The sequence below is a fragment of the Campylobacter sp. BCW_6871 genome (assembly GCF_001762325.1).
GTDB lineage: Bacteria > Campylobacterota > Campylobacteria > Campylobacterales > Campylobacteraceae > Campylobacter_D > Campylobacter_D jejuni.
The window spans coordinates 37,965-59,368 of the sequence record NZ_MJWQ01000082.1 but is presented as its reverse complement, the minus strand read 5'-3'; the positions used below and the strand labels follow the sequence as shown (position 1 = coordinate 59,368).

Annotated in this window: 21 protein-coding genes and 4 tRNA genes; 6 read left to right on the top strand and 19 right to left on the bottom strand. The window is 30.9% G+C overall.

Going from position 1 to position 21,404, the window contains the following annotated elements:
* Positions 1–13: 13 nt before the first annotated feature.
* Positions 14–1,378: an L-serine ammonia-lyase gene (locus AJ930_RS09545; RefSeq protein WP_070275267.1), complete on the top strand. Its 1,365-nt coding sequence runs from the start codon at positions 14–16 to the stop codon at positions 1,376–1,378.
* A gap of 8 nt (positions 1,379–1,386) precedes the next feature.
* Here the strand turns inward: AJ930_RS09545 and AJ930_RS09540 are convergent, their stop codons facing one another.
* From AJ930_RS09540 to AJ930_RS09510, 7 genes are all read right to left on the bottom strand, one after another.
* Positions 1,387–1,908, bottom strand: coding sequence for a hypothetical protein (locus tag AJ930_RS09540; protein ID WP_070239860.1), 522 nt, complete (start codon positions 1,906–1,908; stop codon positions 1,387–1,389).
* The gene (ribD, locus tag AJ930_RS09535; protein ID WP_079860874.1) at positions 1,889–2,899 is read right to left on the bottom strand and encodes a bifunctional diaminohydroxyphosphoribosylaminopyrimidine deaminase/5-amino-6-(5-phosphoribosylamino)uracil reductase RibD; all 1,011 of its coding nucleotides are present in this window, start codon (positions 2,897–2,899) and stop codon (positions 1,889–1,891) included. Before ribD ends, AJ930_RS09540 begins: the two co-directional genes overlap by 20 nt.
* A gap of 202 nt (positions 2,900–3,101) precedes the next feature.
* Positions 3,102–3,189: transfer RNA gene (locus AJ930_RS09530), tRNA-Ser, on the bottom strand.
* A gap of 22 nt (positions 3,190–3,211) precedes the next feature.
* Positions 3,212–3,285 (bottom strand) — tRNA-Cys (locus AJ930_RS09525).
* Positions 3,286–3,303: 18 nt separating this feature from the next.
* Positions 3,304–3,392, bottom strand: a tRNA-Leu gene (locus AJ930_RS09520).
* Positions 3,393–3,401: 9 nt separating this feature from the next.
* Positions 3,402–3,476 (bottom strand) — tRNA-Gly (locus AJ930_RS09515).
* A gap of 71 nt (positions 3,477–3,547) precedes the next feature.
* Positions 3,548–4,300: a hypothetical protein gene (locus AJ930_RS09510; protein ID WP_070275266.1), complete on the bottom strand. Its 753-nt coding sequence runs from the start codon at positions 4,298–4,300 to the stop codon at positions 3,548–3,550.
* A gap of 72 nt (positions 4,301–4,372) precedes the next feature.
* Between AJ930_RS09510 and mutY the strand changes: the two genes are divergently transcribed.
* Complete coding sequence (mutY, locus tag AJ930_RS09505; RefSeq protein ID WP_070239855.1) at positions 4,373–5,392, top strand: A/G-specific adenine glycosylase; 1,020 nt, start codon at positions 4,373–4,375, stop codon at positions 5,390–5,392.
* Here mutY and AJ930_RS09500 read toward each other — a convergent pair.
* A complete protein-coding gene (locus AJ930_RS09500) occupies positions 5,378–6,637 on the bottom strand; it encodes an MFS transporter (RefSeq protein WP_070275265.1) in 1,260 nt (419 codons plus the stop codon). The genes mutY and AJ930_RS09500 overlap by 15 nt on opposite strands.
* A gap of 165 nt (positions 6,638–6,802) precedes the next feature.
* On the opposite strand from AJ930_RS09500, the gene AJ930_RS09495 reads away from it, so the two are divergent.
* Positions 6,803–7,660: a radical SAM/SPASM domain-containing protein gene (locus tag AJ930_RS09495; protein WP_044278227.1), complete on the top strand. Its 858-nt coding sequence runs from the start codon at positions 6,803–6,805 to the stop codon at positions 7,658–7,660.
* On the opposite strand, the gene AJ930_RS09490 is transcribed toward AJ930_RS09495, so the two are convergent.
* From AJ930_RS09490 to AJ930_RS09475, 4 genes are read right to left on the bottom strand one after another with little or no spacing between them, the layout of a single operon-like run.
* Positions 7,657–8,463 (bottom strand): ABC transporter substrate-binding protein, encoded by an 807-nt coding sequence (locus tag AJ930_RS09490; protein ID WP_002866595.1) that lies wholly within the window; start codon positions 8,461–8,463, stop codon positions 7,657–7,659. The genes AJ930_RS09495 and AJ930_RS09490 overlap by 4 nt on opposite strands.
* Positions 8,460–9,236, bottom strand: coding sequence for an ABC transporter ATP-binding protein (locus AJ930_RS09485; protein WP_070233517.1), 777 nt, complete (start codon positions 9,234–9,236; stop codon positions 8,460–8,462). Before AJ930_RS09485 ends, AJ930_RS09490 begins: the two co-directional genes overlap by 4 nt.
* Positions 9,236–10,222 (bottom strand): FecCD family ABC transporter permease, encoded by a 987-nt coding sequence (locus AJ930_RS09480; RefSeq protein WP_044778651.1) that lies wholly within the window; start codon positions 10,220–10,222, stop codon positions 9,236–9,238. The genes AJ930_RS09485 and AJ930_RS09480 overlap by 1 nt, the downstream gene beginning before the upstream one ends.
* Positions 10,197–12,308 carry a TonB-dependent receptor gene (locus AJ930_RS09475; protein ID WP_044794093.1) on the bottom strand — a complete coding sequence of 704 codons (2,112 nt, stop codon included), beginning with the start codon at positions 12,306–12,308 and terminating at the stop codon, positions 10,197–10,199. Before AJ930_RS09475 ends, AJ930_RS09480 begins: the two co-directional genes overlap by 26 nt.
* 193 nt (positions 12,309–12,501) lie before the next feature.
* Here AJ930_RS09475 and AJ930_RS09470 point away from each other — a divergent pair, with 193 nt between their 5' ends.
* Positions 12,502–13,257, top strand: coding sequence for a HugZ family heme oxygenase (locus AJ930_RS09470; RefSeq protein ID WP_070233518.1), 756 nt, complete (start codon positions 12,502–12,504; stop codon positions 13,255–13,257).
* Positions 13,258–13,270: 13 nt separating this feature from the next.
* Here AJ930_RS09470 and prfA read toward each other — a convergent pair whose 3' ends face one another.
* From prfA to AJ930_RS09440, 6 genes are all read right to left on the bottom strand, one after another.
* Positions 13,271–14,338: a peptide chain release factor 1 gene (prfA, locus tag AJ930_RS09465; RefSeq protein ID WP_002858952.1), complete on the bottom strand. Its 1,068-nt coding sequence runs from the start codon at positions 14,336–14,338 to the stop codon at positions 13,271–13,273.
* Positions 14,339–14,356: 18 nt separating this feature from the next.
* Positions 14,357–14,620, bottom strand: coding sequence for a 30S ribosomal protein S20 (gene rpsT, locus AJ930_RS09460; RefSeq protein ID WP_002856547.1), 264 nt, complete (start codon positions 14,618–14,620; stop codon positions 14,357–14,359).
* A 78-nt stretch (positions 14,621–14,698) separates the two neighbouring features.
* The gene (locus AJ930_RS09455) at positions 14,699–15,199 is read right to left on the bottom strand and encodes a phosphatidylglycerophosphatase A family protein (RefSeq protein ID WP_070233519.1); all 501 of its coding nucleotides are present in this window, start codon (positions 15,197–15,199) and stop codon (positions 14,699–14,701) included.
* A 4-nt stretch (positions 15,200–15,203) separates the two neighbouring features.
* Positions 15,204–16,364 (bottom strand): sulfate adenylyltransferase, encoded by a 1,161-nt coding sequence (locus AJ930_RS09450; RefSeq protein ID WP_070275264.1) that lies wholly within the window; start codon positions 16,362–16,364, stop codon positions 15,204–15,206.
* Positions 16,342–17,229 carry a response regulator gene (locus tag AJ930_RS09445; RefSeq protein WP_070275263.1) on the bottom strand — a complete coding sequence of 296 codons (888 nt, stop codon included), beginning with the start codon at positions 17,227–17,229 and terminating at the stop codon, positions 16,342–16,344. The genes AJ930_RS09450 and AJ930_RS09445 overlap by 23 nt, the downstream gene beginning before the upstream one ends.
* On the bottom strand, positions 17,226–18,341 hold the full coding sequence (locus tag AJ930_RS09440) for a bifunctional 2-C-methyl-D-erythritol 4-phosphate cytidylyltransferase/2-C-methyl-D-erythritol 2,4-cyclodiphosphate synthase (RefSeq protein WP_070275262.1): 1,116 nt from the start codon (positions 18,339–18,341) through the stop codon (positions 17,226–17,228). Before AJ930_RS09440 ends, AJ930_RS09445 begins: the two co-directional genes overlap by 4 nt.
* 122 nt (positions 18,342–18,463) lie before the next feature.
* On the opposite strand from AJ930_RS09440, the gene AJ930_RS09435 reads away from it, so the two are divergent.
* Positions 18,464–19,570, top strand: coding sequence for an Mrp/NBP35 family ATP-binding protein (locus AJ930_RS09435; protein ID WP_070209922.1), 1,107 nt, complete (start codon positions 18,464–18,466; stop codon positions 19,568–19,570).
* A gap of 25 nt (positions 19,571–19,595) precedes the next feature.
* Positions 19,596–20,756, top strand: a complete 1,161-nt coding sequence (locus tag AJ930_RS09430; RefSeq protein WP_070248926.1) for a tetrahydrodipicolinate N-succinyltransferase N-terminal domain-containing protein — start codon at positions 19,596–19,598, stop codon at positions 20,754–20,756.
* A 23-nt stretch (positions 20,757–20,779) separates the two neighbouring features.
* Here AJ930_RS09430 and hisIE read toward each other — a convergent pair whose 3' ends face one another.
* Positions 20,780–21,403 carry a bifunctional phosphoribosyl-AMP cyclohydrolase/phosphoribosyl-ATP diphosphatase HisIE gene (gene hisIE, locus AJ930_RS09425; protein WP_002928365.1) on the bottom strand — a complete coding sequence of 208 codons (624 nt, stop codon included), beginning with the start codon at positions 21,401–21,403 and terminating at the stop codon, positions 20,780–20,782.
* Position 21,404 lies beyond the last annotated feature (1 nt).

The window sequence follows — 21,404 nt, the reverse complement described above, 5'->3', positions numbered from 1 at the left end:
TTAAGGATAAAAAATGAGTAATTTAAGCATTTTTAAAATAGGTGTCGGTCCTTCTTCTTCTCATACTTTAGGGCCTATGCTTGCTGGAAATTTATTTTGTAAAAAAGTTGCTAAAAAGCTTGATGAAATTGATAGAGTTGAAGTCATTCTTTATGGTTCTTTGTCATTAACAGGTAAAGGACATTTGAGTGATAAGGCTGTAATTTGGGGGTTAAATGGCCTAGAAGCTAAAAATTTAAGTGCGGCAATACAAGATGAAGTAAATAAAAATGCTATTGAAAATGCTCAAATTGATTTTTGTGGTGAGAAAAAACTTTGTTTTAATTATGAAAAAGATTTGATATTTTCCAAAGATTTTTTACCTTTACATGAGAATGGTATGAAGATTAAAGCTTATGATTGTAAAGGTGGGTTAGTTGATGAGGAAACTTATTATTCTGTAGGTGGAGGCTTTGTTTTAACAGCTGCGGAATTAGAAAAAAAAGGTAAAAATTCTAACCAAAATAAAAAGAAAAAACTAGATATAGAGCTTAACAATGCAAAAGAAGCTTTAGAGCTTTGCGATAAAAGAGATTGGGATTTAGCAGAGCTTTCTTATTGTTATGAATTGCAATTTCACACTAAAGAGGAAATTCGTGCTTATTGTCTTGAAATTTGGGAAGTAATGCAAGAAGTGTATTATAATGGTACACATCCAAATGAAGATTATTTGCCTGGAAAACTTCATTTAAAGCGTAGAGCTAAAGGACTTAAAGAAAGAGTGGCGATGACAGCTGATCCTATGGGCATTATCGATTTTATTTCTTTATATGCTATTGCGATTGCTGAAGAAAATGCTAGCGGAGCAAAAGTTGTAACCGCGCCAACAAATGGAGCATGTGCTGTTATCCCTGCTGTTATGCTTTATCTTAAAAATCATACTATAGGTTTTAGCGATGAAAAGGCTATAGAGTTTTTATTAACAGCAATGCTTATAGGTTCTTTTTATAAGAAAAATGCAAGTATTAGCGGAGCAGAAGCAGGTTGTCAAGCAGAAATTGGTAGTGCTAGTTCGATGGCAGCTGCGGCTATGGCAACAGTTTTGGGAGCTAATGCTTTTAAAGCATGCAACGCTGCTGAAATGGCAATGGAACATCATCTAGGTTTAACTTGCGATCCAGTTGCAGGACTTGTGCAAATTCCTTGCATAGAAAGAAATGCCTTTGGAGCTATTAAGGCTATAAGTGCTGCTAGAATGGCAATGACACGTAAATCTACTCCTATGGTAAGCCTTGATGAGGTTATAGAAACCATGTATGAAACAGGAAAAGATATGAATTATAAATACAAAGAAACTTCTTTAGGTGGTCTTGCTACAAATTTAAAAACAGTATGCTAAAGTGTTTTTTACACTTTAGCATATTTTTTCATTCTTTGACTTAAAAATTCTTTCATTTCTTCTTTGGAAAAACTTTTAAGAATACGAATTTGCTTAAAAAGCAAGCCAAGATTAATTACTCCCATCACTAAAAGCAATAAGCAAATCATTAAAAAAACAAGATCTATGGCTCCAAATTCATTAATCATAGCCAAACTTGCAAAAAATACACTCGCTAATAATAAAAAAAATAAAAGCAATATTTGTTTTAATTTTGCTTCATTAAAATTATCGCAATTTTGAGTGAAATTTCTAAAAAGTATGATCTTTTTACCCAAATTTGAAACTAAAATTTCATCATTTTCTTTAAATAAGCCTTCTTTTAAACTTTGATAAAAAAAGATTTCATTGTTTAAATTTAAAGCATCTTTATAGCTTGATAAGGTGTAGTCTTTGTAAAAAAAGGATTTTAATTCATTTTTCTTTTCTATTTTAAATAATCTTAAATCATTTCTTGCATAAAAAAATCCACTAAAGTTCATAAATGCCATAAGTATCACTCCCTAAAAAATTCCTATAAAGTGGCTTGAAATTTAAAGGTATTGTAACATTTTTTTCATCATTTAAACTTGAACTTTGAAAAATCAAAAACATATCTATTTCATCTTTAAAGGTTTTGAGAAAATTTTCTCCACCCTCATACATTAAAAATTTAGTTTCACTTGGAATTTGGGTATAAATTTGGCGATTTGGAACTTTAAATAAAGGGATATTTTTATCAAAATTATCTATATTTTGACGGCTTAAGATACAAAGATTGGGCGCTTTTGCTTTGCAAAGCCTAGCATCTAGTATAGGGTGATCTTTTCTTATGGTTTCTCCACCGACTACAAGTAAATCAATCACCGCTCTAATTTTATGTGCATAAGTACGACTTAGCTCATTGCTTACGATTTTACCAAAAGGTGAGCCGTTCATAGAAAGGGCTAATTTAAAAAGTTTAAATTGCCCTTTTTGCCATTTTAAAAAAGGTTTTAAAAGTTTTTTTCCTTCTTCTTTAAGTATGTCAAATTCAACCTCTACACCTTGTTTTTTTAAAAACTCAGCCCCACCACTTGCGATTTTATTTTCATCTTTAACGCTGATGAAAATTTTTTTAAAACCTAGCTCGCTAAAGAGTTTTGCGCAAGGAGGCGTTTTTCCTTGATGAAAGCAAGGTTCAAGTGTTACAAAAGCTATACTATCTTTAAATACACCTTGATGGTTTTTGCAAATAAACTCATGTAAAGCGTTTGCTTCTTTAGGCAATGAAATTTCAGGTCTTAAACTTTTAAAAGCATGAGCTATGGCATTAAGTTCTGCATGAGCCAATCCAGCTTTTTCATGAGCTTTTATGGCTAAAATTTTTTCATTTTTATCTAAGATTACACAGCCTACGGCTGGATTTGGATAGGTTAAAAACTGATATTTCCAAGCCTCATTTAAAGCTAAATTCATATAAAATTCTTTCATTTGGCTACCTTGTATTTTAAAATTTGACATATTTTTAAAATTTTATATTTTTGTTTTAAGATAATAAAATCTAAATTTTCCATTTGTATTTCTTATTTTTAGTTATATTAACCATAGTTTTTCTAAGTTTTTTAGGATATAATAAAAATAGTAAGACCGAAATTATTTTTCATCTGTAGCATCCTTTATAATTTTAGGAATGACATAAGCTTGATAAACTAGAAAGTTTTGGTGGCCGGGAGAAAGGGATTCGAACCCCTGGAGGTGTGACCCTCAACGGTTTTCAAGACCGCCGCTTTCGACCACTCAGCCATCTCCCGATAAAGTAAAGTTTTGCCTTTTTGGAGGCGACATCCGGATTCGAACCGGAGATCAAGGCTTTGCAGGCCCATGCCTTACCGCTTGGCTATGTCGCCCTGATAATGTTGAAAAAGTGGTGCCCGAGGCCGGACTTGAACCGGCACGGAAGAAAAATTCCGAGGGATTTTAAGTCCCTTGTGTCTACCAATTCCACCACCCGGGCGGGTGATTATGGAGCGGGAAACGAGATTCGAACTCGCGACCCCAACCTTGGCAAGGTTGTGCTCTACCCCTGAGCTATTCCCGCATAAATTTCTGAAAGAATTGAAGATAAAAGTATAGCAAAATAAACTTAAAAGGAGTTTATTTTGCCTTAAGTTATTTGCAAATAAATAAAGCTTTTGCACTTAAAATTTGTTCTTTTTCGCCGATAATTGGAGATGAAAGTTCTATATTATCAGATTTTACATTTAGCATTCTAGGTGCGATATTGGTATTGGCATTTACTTGTAAATTTTTCAATACACAAGTTTTATTAAGATTTAAAGAGTAAGTTTTTTCATATTCGTATGATGTTTTTAAAAGCTCTTTGTAGAGATTTTCTTTGTTGTTGTTTAGTGTATCTTTTGAAAATTTTGTTTGTATGGCTGGTGTTGAAACGCTGATGAAATTATTTTTAGCTATGATAGAATTGATGTCATTTAAAAGATTGTTAAAATCTGCAAGTTGGTTTTCTTTAAATTCACATTCTAAATTCGCATCAAATCTTTGACCTTTTGGAGTTTGTATACCATCTTTATAGGAAAAATTAGGTTCTAAAGAAAAACTTCCTCCGCTACAAAAATTTTCTTTTTTTGAGCGTTCTAAAATTTGATTGAAAGTATTTGTGATTTCAGCTTTTTCACTATTGTCTAATGTAATTTTTGAACTTAAATTTTCATTTGCCCAAAAATTAATATTTGTATATAAAATATCGGGTTTTAGTGTATTGCTTACTTCTATATTTCTTGAAAAATATAAATCATGATTAGAGTCTTTTTTGCCTAAAAATTCTACATTAAAAACTACTCCTGCAACAAAAAGTAATAAACATAAAAAACCTATACCTAAACCTTTAAAAAAAGCTAACATGGATATCCTTAATAATTTAATTTGAGCTAATTTTAGCAAAAAATTTTAAAATTTTTTGTTATACTCTCATTTATGCAAAAAAAAGAGCTTGAAAAACTACAAGAAAATTTACTTCTTTGGTATGAAAAAAATGGACGCAAAACTCTACCTTGGCGTAATTTACAAAGTCAAAATTGTGATGAAAGTTTAAAGCATATTGATAGAGCCTATGGGGTTTATATCAGCGAAATTATGCTTCAGCAAACTCAAGTTAAATCAGTTTTAGAAAGGTTTTATTTCCCCTTTTTGCAAAAATTTCCTACTTTAGAAAGTTTGGCTAATGCTAATGAAGATGAGCTTTTAAAGGCTTGGCAAGGGCTTGGTTACTATACTCGTGCTAGAAATTTAAAAAAGGCAGCTTTAGAATGTGTGGATAAGTTTGGGGCTAAATTACCCAAAGAAGTTGAGGATCTAAAAAAATTAAGCGGTATAGGAGCTTATACAGCAGGCGCTATAGCTTGTTTTGGTTATGATCAAAAGGTTTCTTTTGTTGATGGTAATATACGCCGTGTGCTTTCTCGTCTTTTTACTTTGGAAAATCCTAGTATGAAAGAACTTGAAAAAAGAGCTAAAGAGCTTTTAAATTTAAATCATGCCTTTGATCATAACCAAGCTTTGCTTGATATAGGGGCTTTAGTTTGTGTGGGTAAAAATGCAAAGTGTGGAATTTGTCCTTTGTATGATTTTTGTCAAGGTAAATTTAATACAGAGCTTTATCCAAGAGTTAAAAAAATACTTTATGAGAGTGTAAATTTAAATCTTTTTTTGTTTGAATTTAATAAAAAATTTGCGATACAGAAAAGCCAAGATAAGCTTTATAAGGGTATGTATAATTTTCCTTTTTTTAAAGAAGGAGAATATAAACTTTCTAAAGATATGAGTTTTATAGGGGAGTTTAAGCACGGCTATACTAAGTATAAACTTAATATCAAGGTTTATCATCAAATTTTAAACAATGAAAATAAAAATTATGAATTTAAAACCTTAAAAGAGTTAGAAAGTACCGCACTTTCGGCACTTTCTTTAAAAGCATTAAAATTAATTAAGCTCTGATTTTTTAGGCAAACATAAAGTAGCTATAAGCATGATGATTGTAAAAATAGCTATATAGATAAAAAAGCCATTTTCTATACCTGCATTTTTAAATTGTAAAGCAACCCAAGGAGCAGATCCTCCAAAAACAGCATTTGAAATAGCATAACCTAAACCTGTCCCTAAAGCTCTTACATGCTCAGGAAAAAGTTTTGCTTTAAAAATCCCTGCAACTGAAGTATAAAAACTTAAAACAACAAACAATAATACCACCAACATAAATGTCAAAGAAGGATTATTTTGTGTGTTATTGGCTATAAGTGAAAAAATAGGATAAATTCCTACCAATGCCAAAATACAAAATACAATTAAAGATCGTTTGTGACCTATTTTATCTCCTATATATCCAAAAAGAGGTTGAATGATCATTAGTATAAATAAAGCACCTAAGAAAAGATTATTAACAAGCATTTTATCCATACCCGTATTTTCCATAAAAGTTTTAGTATAAGTTGTAATAGTATAAAAAGCTAAAGAACCTCCAGAAGTAACCCCAAGCACCATTAAAAAAGGTTTCCAAGATTTGCATAATGCTTTTAAAGTACCACGATCTTCATGCTGGTGAAGTTTTGTAGCACTTTCATTCATCATTTTTCTTACAAAAAGCGAGCCTAGTGCTAAAATTCCGCCTATTACAAAAAGTATTCTCCAAGCATAATCTTTCATATCATCAATGCTAAAAAATAAAAACATTATGCTAATGCTTGCAACGGCCAAAAGTTGACCACCTATTAGGGTTACATACTGAAAAGATGAGTAAAAACCGCGTTTTCCTTCTGTAGCAAGTTCTGAAAGATAAGTAGCTGCTATGCCATATTCCCCACCTACACTAAGGCCTTGAATGAGTCTTGCTACTAAAAGTAAGATAATAGCAAGATCGCCCACTGTATCTTTGCTTGGTAAGGCTGCTATCATAAAAGAGCCCAAAGCCATTAAAACCACTGATATAACCATAGATTTCTTACGACCTACTTTATCAGCTAAAGAGCCAAAAAGCCAAGAGCCTATAGGACGCATAAAAAATCCTGCTGCAAAAACCCCAAAGGCGTTGATTTGCTGGATAACAGGATTATCTGAAGTTGAAAAAGTATGAGCAAAATAAGTTGCTGTAAAAGCATAGATATAAAAATCAAACCACTCTACTAAATTTCCGCTACTTGCAGCAATAATAGAGCGAATTTTTTTCGTGCGAGTAAGCTCTTGCATAAACCCTTCCTTAATTTTAGATTTTTATTTAAGTATAGTGTGATTTTTGTTTAATATATTTAAAAATAAAGAAGAGAAATAAAAAAGATAAAAATATCGATAAAAATGTTACATATTTTAATAAATTTCATAAATTTTGGTAAAATGTTTACTCTAGGAAATATAATGAAATTTAAAAAAATATATATAGAATTAAGCGATATTTGTGGTTTAAAATGTGATTTTTGTCCTTCTCAAAAAGGAATTCGCGGGGTAATGAGTGAAGAAAAATTTCAAAACTTAGCTTATGAAATTTCTAATAAAGCCGAGCTTTTTACCTTTCATCTTTTGGGCGATCCTTTGCTTTTACCTAATTTGGAAAATTATCTAAAAATCGCAAAAGATGAAGCTATGAAACTTGAAATCACTACAAGTGGCTTTTATCTAAATTCTAAAAATCAAGCTTTATTGTTAGGGTATGAGAATATCCATCAAATCAATATTTCTTTAATGTCTTTTTTAAGTCAAAGCAAAATTTCTTTAGAACAGTATTTTAAGCCTATTTTAGAACTTTGCAAAAAGCATTTAGAGCAAAAAAGCCTTTCTTTTATCAATCTAAGACTTTGGAATTTAGATGCTAATTTTAAAGCACCTAAGTCAAATTTAAAAATTTATGAGTTTTTAGCCAAAGAATTTGAAGTTAAGATTGATACAAACTTAAGTAAAAATCGCTTGCAAAGACATATTTTGCTTCATCAAAATAAACTTTTTAAATGGCCAAATTTAAAAGATGAACCCCTTTATAAAAAAGGAAAATGTCATGCTTTAAAAGAGCAAATTGGGATTTTAAGTGATGGAAGTTTGGTGCCTTGCTGTTTGGATACTAAAGCAGATATTAACTTGGGAAATGTTTTTGAAAATAACTTTGATAAGCTTTTTAAATCACCGCGTATAAAGATGATGAAAAAAGCTTTTGAAGAAGATAAACGCATAGAAAAACTTTGTCAAACTTGCGAATTTTTTAAAGCAAGATTGGGTGATTAAAAATTGTTATTTTCTAGCTTTGTTTTAAATTCTTGAATTCTATCTATTATCTTAGGACTAAGACGTAATAATATATGTGTATCTTTGTTAAAATAAATACTTCCTGTTTTAACTGCTTTGGTATTTTTCAATAAAGCATTTGTATCTAAAAGGTTGTTTTTAGCATTAATTCCAAGAATGAGTATGTCTGGATTTTGTTTCAGTATATATTCTGCTGATATAACAGGTCTTGAAATTTGACTTTGCGGACTTAAATTTTTAATCCCTATAAGTCTTAAAATATCAGCTATTAAAGAATTATCATTAAAGGCCATTAAAGGGTTACTAGAATAAAGATAAATCGCACTTTTATTTAGGGGTTTATCGCTTAATTTTTTTAAATTTTGGGTAAATTCTTGTTTTAAAAACTCTGCTTCTTTTTCTTTTTTGGTGATTTGGCCTAAGGTTGTGATATTTTTTGTTATATCTTCTAAACGCTCGGCTTTTAAATTGATACTTTTGATACCAAAATTTTTAAGTCCTTCTTCTAAATTTAAAGAATAAGAGCTTAAAATCACCAAACTTGGTTTTAATGCTACTATTTTTTCAAGTGAAGGATTTGAAAAAGTGCCTACACTTGTAAGTTTTGAGGTTTGATCTTTAGGATAGATATTTGAGTGTTGTAAAGTGGCAATGCCTACGATTTGATCTTCAGCCTTAAGCATAAAAAGGGTTTCTATGCTTGCAGGATCAAGCACTACAAGGCGTTCTTTTGCATTTAGTGTGATTAAAAACAAACTCATAATAATTAAAATTTTTTTCATTTTTTCTCCTTTAAAGCTAAAATATAAGGTTTAGAATTTTTATAAATAATCTCGCAGTTTAAATCATAAATTTCTTTTAAAATTTCTTGAGTAAAAAGCTCTTTACTCGTTCCAAAATACTTTACTTCCCCTTCTTTTAAAAAAAGGATTTTATCGCAGAACATAGAAGCTAAATTTAAATCATGCAAGATGGCAACAACGGCTATATTTTTTTCTTTAACTAGTTTTTCGCAAAGAGTTAAAAGCTCTATAGCATAGTTTAAATCAAGGGCTGAAGTAGGTTCATCTAAAAAAAGAATTTTTGGCTTTTTAAGCAAAGCTCTTGCTAAAAGCATTCTTTGAAATTCACCCCCGCTTAAAGAAAGTATGCTTCTTTCTAGAAAATTTTCAAGTCTTAAATCCTTAGCAAATTCTTTAATTTCTAAAATATCTTCTTTAGAATAAGAACTAAAAGCATGTTTTAAATTCGCATATTTGCTCATTAAAAGCACATCGATGACTTTTAGAGGGGTGTTTAATTCTGATTTTTGAGGCACAAAGCCACAAATTTTGGCAAATTCTTTAAGAGAAAAATCTTTGATATTTGTATTAAAAAGACTTATCTCTCCTTTATTTGGACTTAAATTTTTAAGTATAAGTTTTAAAAGAGTGCTTTTACCTGAGCCATTTGGTCCTAAAATTCCTATAAAAGCCTGATTTTTAAGTTCTAAATGAATGTTTTTTAGTAAATCTTTTTGGTGATAAGCAAAGCTTAAATCTTGTATTTTTAGCATTATAAAAATCTCCTAGCACTTAAAGCCAAGTATAAAAAAATAGGAGCTCCAAAAAATGCAGTTAGGATTCCAATCGGAATTTGTACAGGGGCTAAAAGAGTTCTTGCTAAAGTATCACAAATAAGTAAAAATAATCCTCCAAATGCTGTACATAAAGGGATAACTAAGGCATTATCATAATTTTTAAGCAAAAGTCTTATAGTATGAGGAATGATGAGTCCAACAAAGCCTATAAGTCCGCTAAAAGCAACCGCAAAAGATACAGCCAAGGATGAGACAATGAGTAAATTTATCTTTAATTTTTGAGCATTTACCCCTAGATTTCTAGCTTCATCATCTCCGCTTAAAAGTATGTTTAATTCGTTTTTATGAGCGTAAAAATAAAACAAACAAAAAATTAAAGGCAAGATTAAAATTCCCACACGAAACCAAGAAGCATTGCCTATATTTCCCATAAGCCAAGCGACTATTTTAAAAGAATCCTCGCCTATAAGATAGGTGAAAAAAGAAGTAAAAGCTCCTAAAAAAGATGAAGCTGCTATGCCGATAATGAGTAAAGTCGCTATAGAAGCTTTAGAAGAAATTTTAAAAACTCCTAGGGCAAAAAAGGCAGAGCAAACAAAACCTAAAATTCCATAATAATAATCATTTAATTTTAACAAATACGCCAAAACCGCTCCAAAGGTTGCCGCAGAAGCTATACCTATGATATAAGGATCGGCTATAGGATTTGAAAATACATTTTGAGTGATAGCCCCACTACTAGCTAAAAGCATACCGATTAAAATCGCCATTATAATGCGTGGCAAGCGTCCATCTATGATGATTTGTCTTAAAATTTCATCTTGGCTAAAGATATATGAAAAAAGTTCTTTTGGGTTTAAATTCTCATCTCCTAAGCAAAGTGCTGTAAAAGAAGCGATTATATAAGCTACTACAAGCCCTATAATCACTAAAATTTTAGAATGCGTATTTAAATTCAACATAGTAGTTTCTGCCATTCCCAACTAGGTATTGATCATTTATACTGTCTTGATAGGTGTAGTATCTTTTATCGAAAAGATTGCGAATTCCTGCTAAAATTTGTAATTTTTTATAATTATATTTCATACCAATATCTGTTAAAAAATAATCCCTTATCCAAGAATTTTTAGACATTTTTCCTGTATTTTCATCTATAGTTCCACCATCTTTTGCTCTAGAAAAATAGGTTAGATCAATAAAATTTGAGAAATTTTTATTCCAAGCGTATTCGAGCCCAGCTGTGGCTTTGATTTTTGAAACATAAGGAATTTTCATGCCGTCATTAACACCTTTAGAAATTTTAGCATCAAGATAAGTTAGACTTTCTCTAAAGATTAAATCATCATCTAAAAAATTTTGACTCAGACTTAATTCTACTCCTAAACGGCGAGTTTGATCTATATTATAATATTGCCAAAATCCTCCACCTGTGGCATGAGGGTTTCCAAGATAAGAAATTTCATCTTTGCTTAGGGTGTAAAATAAAGTTAGATTAAAGCCGTAAAAATCCCACCAAAAATCATCAATTCCTAGTTCAAAGGTATCAAAGATCTCAGGATTTAAATTTGCAGAATAATACTTTTGTGAAATTTTATCCTTATTGACAAATTGTGCTGGACTTGGAGAGACAAAACCTCTTTCGTATTTGATATAAAGCTTTCCTGTGTCTGAGTATTTAAAATTTGGAGTGATTTCAAAGGCGAAGTTATGACTTGTATCATCGGTCGAAAAAAGTTCAGTTTTGATTATAGGACGTTGAGGCATTATCATATTGCTAGTGTAATTTCTATTTGTGTTATAAAGACTATATTCATATCTTGCTCCACCTGAGATACTAAAAATATCATTAAATTCATGAGAATCAAGAGCGAAAATAGAATGGCTTTGTTTAGTCATATTCATAAGCGTTGTCATAGTATGACTCATGTTAGTGTTTACATCATAATGAATAATGCTTGTTCTTTTTGCATCATGGTTTGCAAATTTATAACCAAAAATAAAATAAGAATTATTTGCATAATTTAGTTTGTTTTTTAAACTTATCCCTGTAAGTGTGTCTTCAAAACCACTTCCATTTTGATATACAGGAAGACTCATACTTCCATAACTCATTGTAGAAACATCTTTTAGATAATTGATCTTTTGATTTTGCCAAAAAGCTTCTAGGTTAAATTCCCATATATCATCAAAATAGTAATGATAATCCAAAGAAATTTCAGGGCGATTGATTTGTGTGATATTGTCACTATTGCCTTTTTGGGTTGGATCGCTTTGAGCTTGTGCTTTTGTTAGATAGCCACTGCTGGTATTTTTGCTTTTAAAATAATTATAACCCAAAGTTAAATCGCTATTATCATTGATATCAATATAGGTTTTTGTGTTGATAAAATAACCTTTTTCATTATAACCTTCTTGATATCCATCAAGGTTAAAACTTTGTATATCAAAGCTAAAAGCTAAATTTTCATTTATTTGTTTGGCGCCATTGATACCTAAATTTCCACCTAGTCCACCATGATCATAGGCACTGCTTTTTAAATTTATAGCAAAAGCATCTGATTTTTGTTTTTTTGTAATGATATTAATCACGCCCCCTCTAGTACCACTTCCATAAAGCACAGATCCACCCCCAGGTATGATTTCTATGCGTTCTACATTATCTAAATTGATACTATCTAGTGGGGTTACACCATGGGAATTATCAAGAACATTAATAGCACGCCCATCGATCATAACTTTTACAGCTATATTGGATTTATCTCCTTGTCCACGCATATCTATATTGCGTCCAAGTCCAAAATTTACAAAACTAATGCCTGAAATTCTTTCTAAGGCTTGTTCTAAGGAAACATAACCTTTATTTTGCAGATCTTTGCCTTCTATGCTGATTACATTGCGTAAATTTGAGTCTGCATCTTGCTCAAAACCTGTTGCACTAACAACAACTTTTTGTAGATTGATAGCTTCATTTGATTCTTGTGCATTTAAATTAGTTATTAGCAATAATGCAAATAAAGATAACTTAAAATCTTTTTTATTTTGGTGCAAATTTTACTCCTTAAATAAAATAAATAATGATAATTTATATCATAATAATTTAGAACGAAATTTATCCTTTATTAACTTAATTTAGTATAAATTTTTGTTAAAATAGATAATTTATATATTTTAAGTTATTTTTAATTTGATAATTGATACCATTTTTTTTAATATTTTATTTTAAAATCAAGAAAGGATAAAAATGAATTTTGAAAGCATTATTTCTCATATGAATGATCATCATAAATCAAATTTAGTTGATCTTTGTAAAAAATTTGGTGGTATTGAGCAAGTGCAAGATGTTTTTCTAAAAAGTGTTGATTTTAATGGCTTAGATCTTGTTTACAATGATAAAGAAAATTTACGAGTGGAATTTCCTAAAAAAGCCGATGAAAACACGATTAAAGATACTATAATATCCCTTTGCATGAGTGCAAAGAGCGAGCAAAATTTTAGTGGCGTAGAAAAAGAATTAAATGAATTTATGCTAAGTTTTAATTCTGTAGCTTTGGCGACTTTAAATGCAAATGGAGAAGTTGTTTGCTCGTATGCACCTTTTGTAAGCACACAATGGGGAAATTATATTTATATAAGTGAAGTAAGCGAACATTTTAACAACATCAAAGTAAATCCAAACAATATAGAAATAATGTTTTTAGAGGATGAGAGTAAAGCTGCTTCTGTTATACTTCGCAAAAGATTGCGCTATAGAGTAAATGCAAGCTTTTTAGAGAGAGGTGAAAGATTTGATCAAATTTATGATGAGTTTGAAAAACAAACCGGAGGAGAAGGAGGCATTAAAACTATACGCAAGATGCTTGATTTTCATCTAGTAAAGCTTGAATTTAAAAAAGGACGCTTTGTAAAAGGTTTTGGTCAAGCTTATGATATAGAAAATGGAAATGTTGCACATGTAGGTGCTAGTGGAAATCCACATAAATTCCCACATAAGCATTAATTTGTATAAAATCTTATAAATTTTGTTCTTGTAAAGCTTGGGCTTGATGATGAGTGATTAAAGGTTCTATGATTTCATCAAAAAGCCCATCTTGCATAATGGCATCTAAGCGATATAAAGTAAGATTTATTCTATGATCGCTGATACGATTTTGTGGAAAATTGTAAGTGCGAATGCGTTCGCTTCTATCTCCGCTTCCTACTTGTGATTTTCTTGCTTCACTTTCTTTTGCTAGTCTTTCACTCTCTTGCATTTCATAAAGCCTTGCTTTTAGGACTTTCATCGCACTTTCTTTATTTTTGTGTTGGCTTTTTCCATCTTGATTGACTACAACTATACCTGTAGGGATATGAGTGATACGAACAGCTGAATCAGTAGTATTTACACTTTGTCCACCATGTCCCGAAGATCGCATAACATCAACTTTAAGATCGTTTGGATTGATTTCGATTTCTATATCATCAACTTCTGGCATTACTGCCACGGTGATAGCAGAAGTATGCACACGTCCTTGGGATTCTGTTTGAGGAACTCTTTGAACACGGTGCGTTCCACCTTCATATTTAAGTCTTGAATAAGCCCCTGTTCCTTTAACAAGCATGATGATTTCTTTAAATCCACCTACACTCCCTTCGCTAGAGCTTACAATCTCAAGTTTATAGCCGCGATTTTCAGCATATCTTGCATAAGCTTTTACAAGATCTCCTACAAATAAAGATGCCTCATCTCCACCTGTGCCTGCACGAATTTCAAGAAAAATATTTCTTTCATCATTGGGATCCTTAGGAAGAAGTAAAATTTTAATCTCTTCTTCAAGTTTCGGTTTTAATTCTTCTAAAGTTTTTAGTTCTTCTTTTGCAAGTTCCCCAAGTTCTGGATCGTTTAGCAAAGCTTTATTTTCTTCTATATTGTCTAAAGTTTTTAAATACTCTTTAGCTTTTAAAACGATAGGTTCTAAATTTTTTTGTTCTTTAGAGAGTGTAGTCATTTTACTGATATCGTTGAGTATATCAGAACTGCTAAGAAGAGAATTTAACTCTTCAAAGCGTTTTAAAAAAGGATCTAGTTTGCTAGCTAACATTAAAAACTATATAGAAAATTATGCGATTTTATTTACTAAAAGGGCTAAGCGGCTTACACGGCGAGAAGCAGTTTGTTTTTTAATGAAACCGCGACTTACCATAGCATGAATGCTTTTATTAGCTACTTTTAAAGCTTCATTAGCAGCATTTTTATCTCCATTTGCTGCAGCTTCTCTTACGGCTTTAGTTATATTTTTAAGTCTTGTTCTATAGAATCTATTTCTTTCTGTTTTTTTAATAGTTTGTCTTGCTCTTTTTTCAGCAGATTTATGGTTTGCCATTTATATTTTCCTTTTTTGAAATTAAAGACTAAATTATATAAGAATAAAATTTAAAATTTAATTAATTTAAGCAAAATTTCAAAATAAATCTTTTAAATTTATATCCCAAAAAACTAAATTAAATTTAAGTAAAAATCCATAAATTACCGCACTTAAAAGTCCAGCAAACAATCCTGCTAGCATATCATCAAGCATTACACCTAGTCCGCCTTTGACTTTTTTATCTATTTTGCCAATAATAGAAGGTTTTGTAATGTCAAAGAGTCTAAATAAAACAAAAGCCAAAATAAAATTGACTATTGAGTTTTCGACACTTGCTGCAATAGCACAAGCAAGAAAAACCCCAGCAACTTCATCGATAACTATGTGTTTGTCATCGTGAATTCCTGTTTTTTTTTCATAATCATCTATAACACGAATACTTGCAACAAAAATTAAAATACTTAGTAAAAACAAAGTATTAATCGCAAGATATTTAAGTATAAAAAAAGCAGGTATTAAAGCAGCGATAGTACCAAAAGTCCCACTTGCCTTTTTTACGGAGCCTGAATAAAAAAAAGTTAAAAATAATTTTTGCATTTTGTTACACCATATAAGACATTTGATGAATTTCTAAAAGTTTTTGATAAAATTCTTCATCATTTTTGTATTCTAAAATTCCATCAGTTGGAAAAAGCTCATTATAAATTTTTTGCATATTTTTTAATCTATTTGGAAAAAGAGAAGTTAAAATAACACTAGATACTTCCTTGCGCATGAAAATTGCTGGAGGAATGATACCCGCTCTTAGTAAATCTTTTAAAGACTGAGAATTATAGTGCAAATGGTGATGACAACCATGAGGGCAAGATCTTGTGCTAACAATCATGCGACATTGATCGCAAAATACAAATTCAGGTAAAACAATCACTTCTATGCCATAGTCCTTGGAAAAATCATCAAGTATGGTTTTTGGTTGATTATCATCATAAAACATTCCAAGTCCTGTATGATTTTGTCCTACTACTAGTTTGGTACAACCTAGACTTTTTGCGATAATGCTTTCTAAGCCAGGATTTAAATGAGCGTGAAAAATATTAATATTTTTTAATGGAAAAATGAAAATTCTATCCGGTGGAAGATAGTTTTGAATAAATTTTTTCAAATAAGCTTCTTTAAGTTCGAATTCAAACCCATTTGCATCAAAAGATTCTACAAGAAAAACTACAACTAAATCTGCTTTATCAATAGTCCAACGAAACATTCTTTCATGGGCACGATGCAAAGGATCAAAACTTGAAACTATAGCGGTAATTTTTTGTGCGTTAAGATTGTTTTTGATTTGTTGAAAATTTTCTTTTATTTTTTTAATTTGAGAATTGTAAATTTCTATTTTTCCACTTATGCAAGTTGTCCCCATATCTTCTAAAGAGCAAGTGTTAGGACTGAAAATATCAGAAAAATTTTTATTATTTTTAAATTGGCTTTTAAAATCTATATGTCCTACTACTTTTTCATCTAGTATGAGATCGATTCTATCGCCAGATTTTATATCATTTAGTGCTTCTTCAGCATTTTTTGGTGCAAAGCTTAAGGGATAGGGAAAACTTTCTCCTTTAAATTTTCCTGATTTAATGATTTCATTGACTTCTTTTTCATTCATTAAATGAGTGCAAGTGCCTAGCAAACTTTCTTTAATAAGTGATAAGATGCCAAATTCATTTTGATCTATGGTAATGTTTTTATTTTTTCTTGCTGATTTCATATTTCTTCCTTTTTTCCCATAAAGATTTACGTGAAATGCCTAATTTTTTTGAAAGATCAGTATCAGGAAATATATTTTGGTAGTTTATAATAACATATTTTACATACTCATCTATGGTTAAAATTTCATTGCTATCGATATTTTTTTCATTATCATTTAAATTAATGCAGTTTATTTTTAAATCATCTGTATTTGAATTGGTATGCAAAATAACATTTTTGTTTTGTATAAAATCTAGGAGTTTTTCCTTTTCTACTGCTTTTAATGCTTGAAAATTACTCAAAAATAAGAGATTATTTTCTGTGGGAAGTTTCATAACTTTTTCAACTGAATTTGTAGATGTTAAATCAATAAAAGAAAGAGTAATGTCACATTCATTTGCATAATTAAAAACAAAAGCATCAGCACTGCTTTGCTTGTTGGATTTTAATATCAATGGAAGTTTTAATTTTTTATAATTATACTCTGGAATTTTGATTGTTTCTAATCTTGATTTGATATAGCTTTGATAAGCTTTATTAAGGATTGAAAGTTTTCTAAAATCTTGATAATGCTTTATTTTTCTAATCAGCTCTTCTATCATAAAGGGTTTTTGAATATAATCACTAGCACCTAATTTCAAAGGATTTGAAACTGTATCTGTACTTATATAAGAAATAAGCAAAATAATAATACTATGTTTAAACTGACCTACGGCCTTTAAAAAATTATTAGTATTTGTAGAAAGCAGTACAATATCATAGTATTTTTCACCATTGTATTCATCAAACGAGTTGATAATTTCACAGCTATATCCAGCATCACTTAGTTTAATGCTAATGCTTTGCGCTAGATAAATTTCATTTTCAATAATTAAAACTTTCATAATCTTGCCCAATCAAAATATTTTAAATTTACACTACTAAGCACTGCCATACCTTCTTTTCTTCCAATAAAACCCAATTTTTCCGTTGTTGTGGCTTTAACATTGATTCTAAATTCATCTAAGTCTAAAGTATGAGCTATATTGCTTTGCATAGCTTGTTTAAAGTCTTTAAGTTTAGGGCTTTGTGCCATGACGCAAATGTCTATATTAATGAGTTCAAAACCTACTTCTCTGACTTTATCATAAGCCTGTTTTAAAAGCTCCATGGAGTTGGCATTTTTAAATTTCATATCAGTATCAGGATAAAGCTCTCCTATATCTCCAAGTCCTGCAGCGCCTAAAATCGCATCGGTTAAAGAGTGAGCTAAAACATCTCCATCGCTGTGTGCTTTAAGCCCCATAGTAGGATGAATTTGCACTCCTGCTAAAAGCAAAGGGCGATTCTCTCCAAATTCATGCACATCAAAACCATTGCCAGTAAAAATTTCAAAGCTAGGTTTAGGCAAATCAAGTTTTTTAAGATCTTCTTTAAAGGTTAGTTTTCTTGCATTTTCTTCACCTTCAACAAACCAAATTTTTCCACCCATTGCAGCTATAGCTGTGCTATCATCTGTAAATTCTAGGTTTTGATCCAAGGCTTTTTTAAGCAATTTGGTTTTAGAAATTTGCGGGGTTTGAATGAGTTTGATTTTTTCTCTTTGTAAGGCTTCATTGTCAAAAAGCGTTGTATCTGCAACTTTTAAAGCAGGGGTAATACAATCTGCTTTATCTAAATTTTCAATCAAACGATCAAACAAATTTTTGCTCACCAATACCCTTGCTACATCACTTACCATAACAAATTCGCTATCTATGAGCTCTAAGGCTTTTTTTAAGGATTCTGCTCTGGTATCACCACCTTCTATGAATTCATAGTTTTTAGTAAATTTTTTCATATAAACGATATTACTAGAGGTAACAACTATTTTTTTAAAAGGATAAAAAGAGCTTAAATTTTTTGTTGCATAAAGCCAAAGAGGGTCATTTCCAAGTCGTAAAAATTGTTTTTTTACCTTTGTGTTAAAACGAGTAGAATTTCCAGCTGCTAACATAATGAGGCTAATTTCACTCATTTTTTCATTCCTCTTTTTAATATTGTTGGTTTTTATAATGTTACCATATTATACACTTATAAAAAGCTAAATTTTATCATTTTATTAGTAAAATTGATTTTTTTAAAAGACAAGGAAAAAATATGAAAGAACAAATTTTAGAGAAATTAAAAACTGTAAAATATCCTGGTTTTGAAAAGGATATAGTGAGTTTTAACTTTGTAAAAGATATTAAAATTCAAGATGATGGTGTATTCATTGATATAGAAATCGTTTCAGCAAATCCTGAAGTAGCCAATGAAATTCGTAAAAATGCTACTGAAGCTTTATCGAGTTTGGCTTTAAAAAGTATTGAACTTAATATCATTACTCCAAAAATTCCTGAAGAAAAAAGTAATTCAAGAAGTGGAAAAAATATCGCTCCACAAGTAAAAAATTTCATCATGGTTTCAAGTGGAAAAGGTGGTGTGGGTAAATCTACAACTACAGTAAATTTAGCAATTTCCATGGCTAAAATGGGAAAAAGAGTGGGGATTTTAGACGCGGATATTTATGGGCCAAATATTCCAAGAATGCTAGGTGAAACCAAAACTCAGCCTGAAGTAGTAGGGCAGAGATTAAAGCCTATTTTAACTCATGGTGTTTATATGATGAGTATGGGGGTTTTGATTGAAGAGGGTCAAGGTCTTATGTGGCGTGGAGCTATGATTATGAAAGCAATCGAGCAACTTTTAGCTGATGTGATTTGGCCTGAGCTTGATGTATTGTTTTTAGATATGCCTCCAGGAACAGGTGATGCGCAAATTACTTCTGCACAAAGTATTCCTATTACTGCAGGAGTTTGCGTAAGCACACCTCAAACCGTATCTTTAGACGATAGTAAAAGAGCTTTAGATATGTTTAATAAACTTCACATTCCTATAGCGGGTGTGATTGAAAATATGAGTGGATTTTTATGTCCTGATAATGGTAAAGAGTATGATATTTTTGGTAAAGGAACAGCTGAGGATATGGCAAAAGCTTATAAAAGTGAAGTTTTAGCACAAATTCCTATAGAAATGATAGTAAGAGAAGGTGGAGATGAAGGCAAGCCTGTGAGTTTTTATCACCCTGAAAGTGTGAGTTCAAAGCGTTATTTAATGGCGGCTGAAAAAATTTGGAGCTTTATAGAAAAGATTAACAATGAAGGTGGTGCGGATAATTCTGCTATACAACCTGTGATGAATGGAAAAAGTGCGTGTTCGCATTAAAAATTAAGTGGATAAGGAAAAGAAAATGATTAATACTAAAGAAGATTTTTTACATTTAATCAAACAAATCGAGCAAAAAAGCGGCTATAAAAAACCTAAAGCTTTTGGTATAGCAAGGCTTGATAGAGGACAGCTAAATAAAAATAAAATCTTGCAAGCAAGTTTTGCTTTGATTAATTATGAGCAAAATTTTGGCTCAGCAGCAATCATGCTTGAAGCTTTTATGCAAAGGGGTGTGGAGATTGATTTTAATGCGAGTGAGTTTGTGCAAACTTTGAAATTAGAAGATATTGATTTTGCACTTTCTTGTTTTAAACCTTTTTTAGAAGAAGAAGGGCATCAAAATATTGATTTATTAAAGATTATCAAAGATAAATTTAAAGACGATGAATTTGCTTTTGTTTGTCTTTTTGAGGATAAAGAACCTTTAAGTGTAGAAAGTGTTTATCTAAAACTTTATTTGCTTTCTACTAAAAAAGTGCCTTTAAGAAGTATTAATCTAAATGGAGCTTTTGGACTTTTAAGCAATGTAGCTTGGAGCGATGATAAACCTATCGAGCTTGAGTATTTAAGAGCAAATGAAATGCGTTTAAAAATGAGCAATCAATATCCAAAAATCGATTTTGTTGATAAATTCCCAAGATTTTTAGCACATATTATCCCTGAGGATAATACAAGAATTTTAGAAAGTTCTAAAGTAAGAATGGGTGCGTCTTTAGCAGCAGGAACAACCATCATGCCAGGGGCAAGTTATGTGAATTTTAATGCAGGTACAACAGGAGCTTGTATGGTTGAAGGGCGTATTAGTTCAAGTGCTATAGTAGGAGAAGGTTCTGATGTAGGTGGCGGAGCTTCGATTTTAGGTGTTTTAAGTGGAACAAGTGGCAATGCTATAAGTGTAGGTAAGGCTTGTCTTTTAGGGGCTAATTCAGTGACAGGAATTCCTTTAGGGGATAATTGTATAGTTGATGCAGGTATTGCGGTGCTAGAGGGAACGAAATTTTTACTCAAAGATGCCGAAGAACTTGCCAAACTTAATCCTTATTTTTCTTTTGATAAAGAAATTTACAAAGGCTTAGAGCTTAAAGGTTTAAATGGGTTACATTTCCGCCAAGATTCTATAAGTGGTGCTATGATAGTAGCTTTAAATAAAAAAGCAGTCAAACTTAACGAAGCCTTGCATTGATATAAATTTATTTACATAAAGCTTTAAGCTTTATGCCTTTCTTTTAACTTTGAAATCACATCTGAGAAGCTAAGATTTGCATCTGCAAGTAAAACACTTAAATGATACATTAAATCCGCTGCTTCACAAATAAGCTCTTCTTTATCTTTTACTGTCGCTGCCAAAGCTGTTTCTACGCCTTCTTCACCAACTTTTTGTGCGATGCGTTTTGTACCACTTTTGAAAAGTTTTGCTGTATAAGAAGTATTTTCATCGGCATTTTTGCGTGAATTGATAAGCTTTTCAAGTCTGGCTAGAAAAACAAAATCCGCATTTTTAGAAATTTTTTCAAAACAAGAAATATCGCCCGTATGACAAGTAGGTCCTACAGGATTTGCTAAAATTAAAAGCGTGTCATTATCACAATCTAAGCTTAAATCTACGATATTTAAGAAATTTCCACTTTCTTCACCCTTCATCCAAAGACGCTGTTTTGTGCGTGAAAAAAAGACTACTTTACCACTTTCTAAGCTTTTTTCTAAGGCTTCATTATTCATAAAGCCTAGCATTAAAACTTCACAAGTTTTTGCATCTTGGATGATGACAGGTAAAAGATGATCCACTTTTTGCCAAGCAATTTTTTCATTAAGTTCTTTGAAATTTTGCATA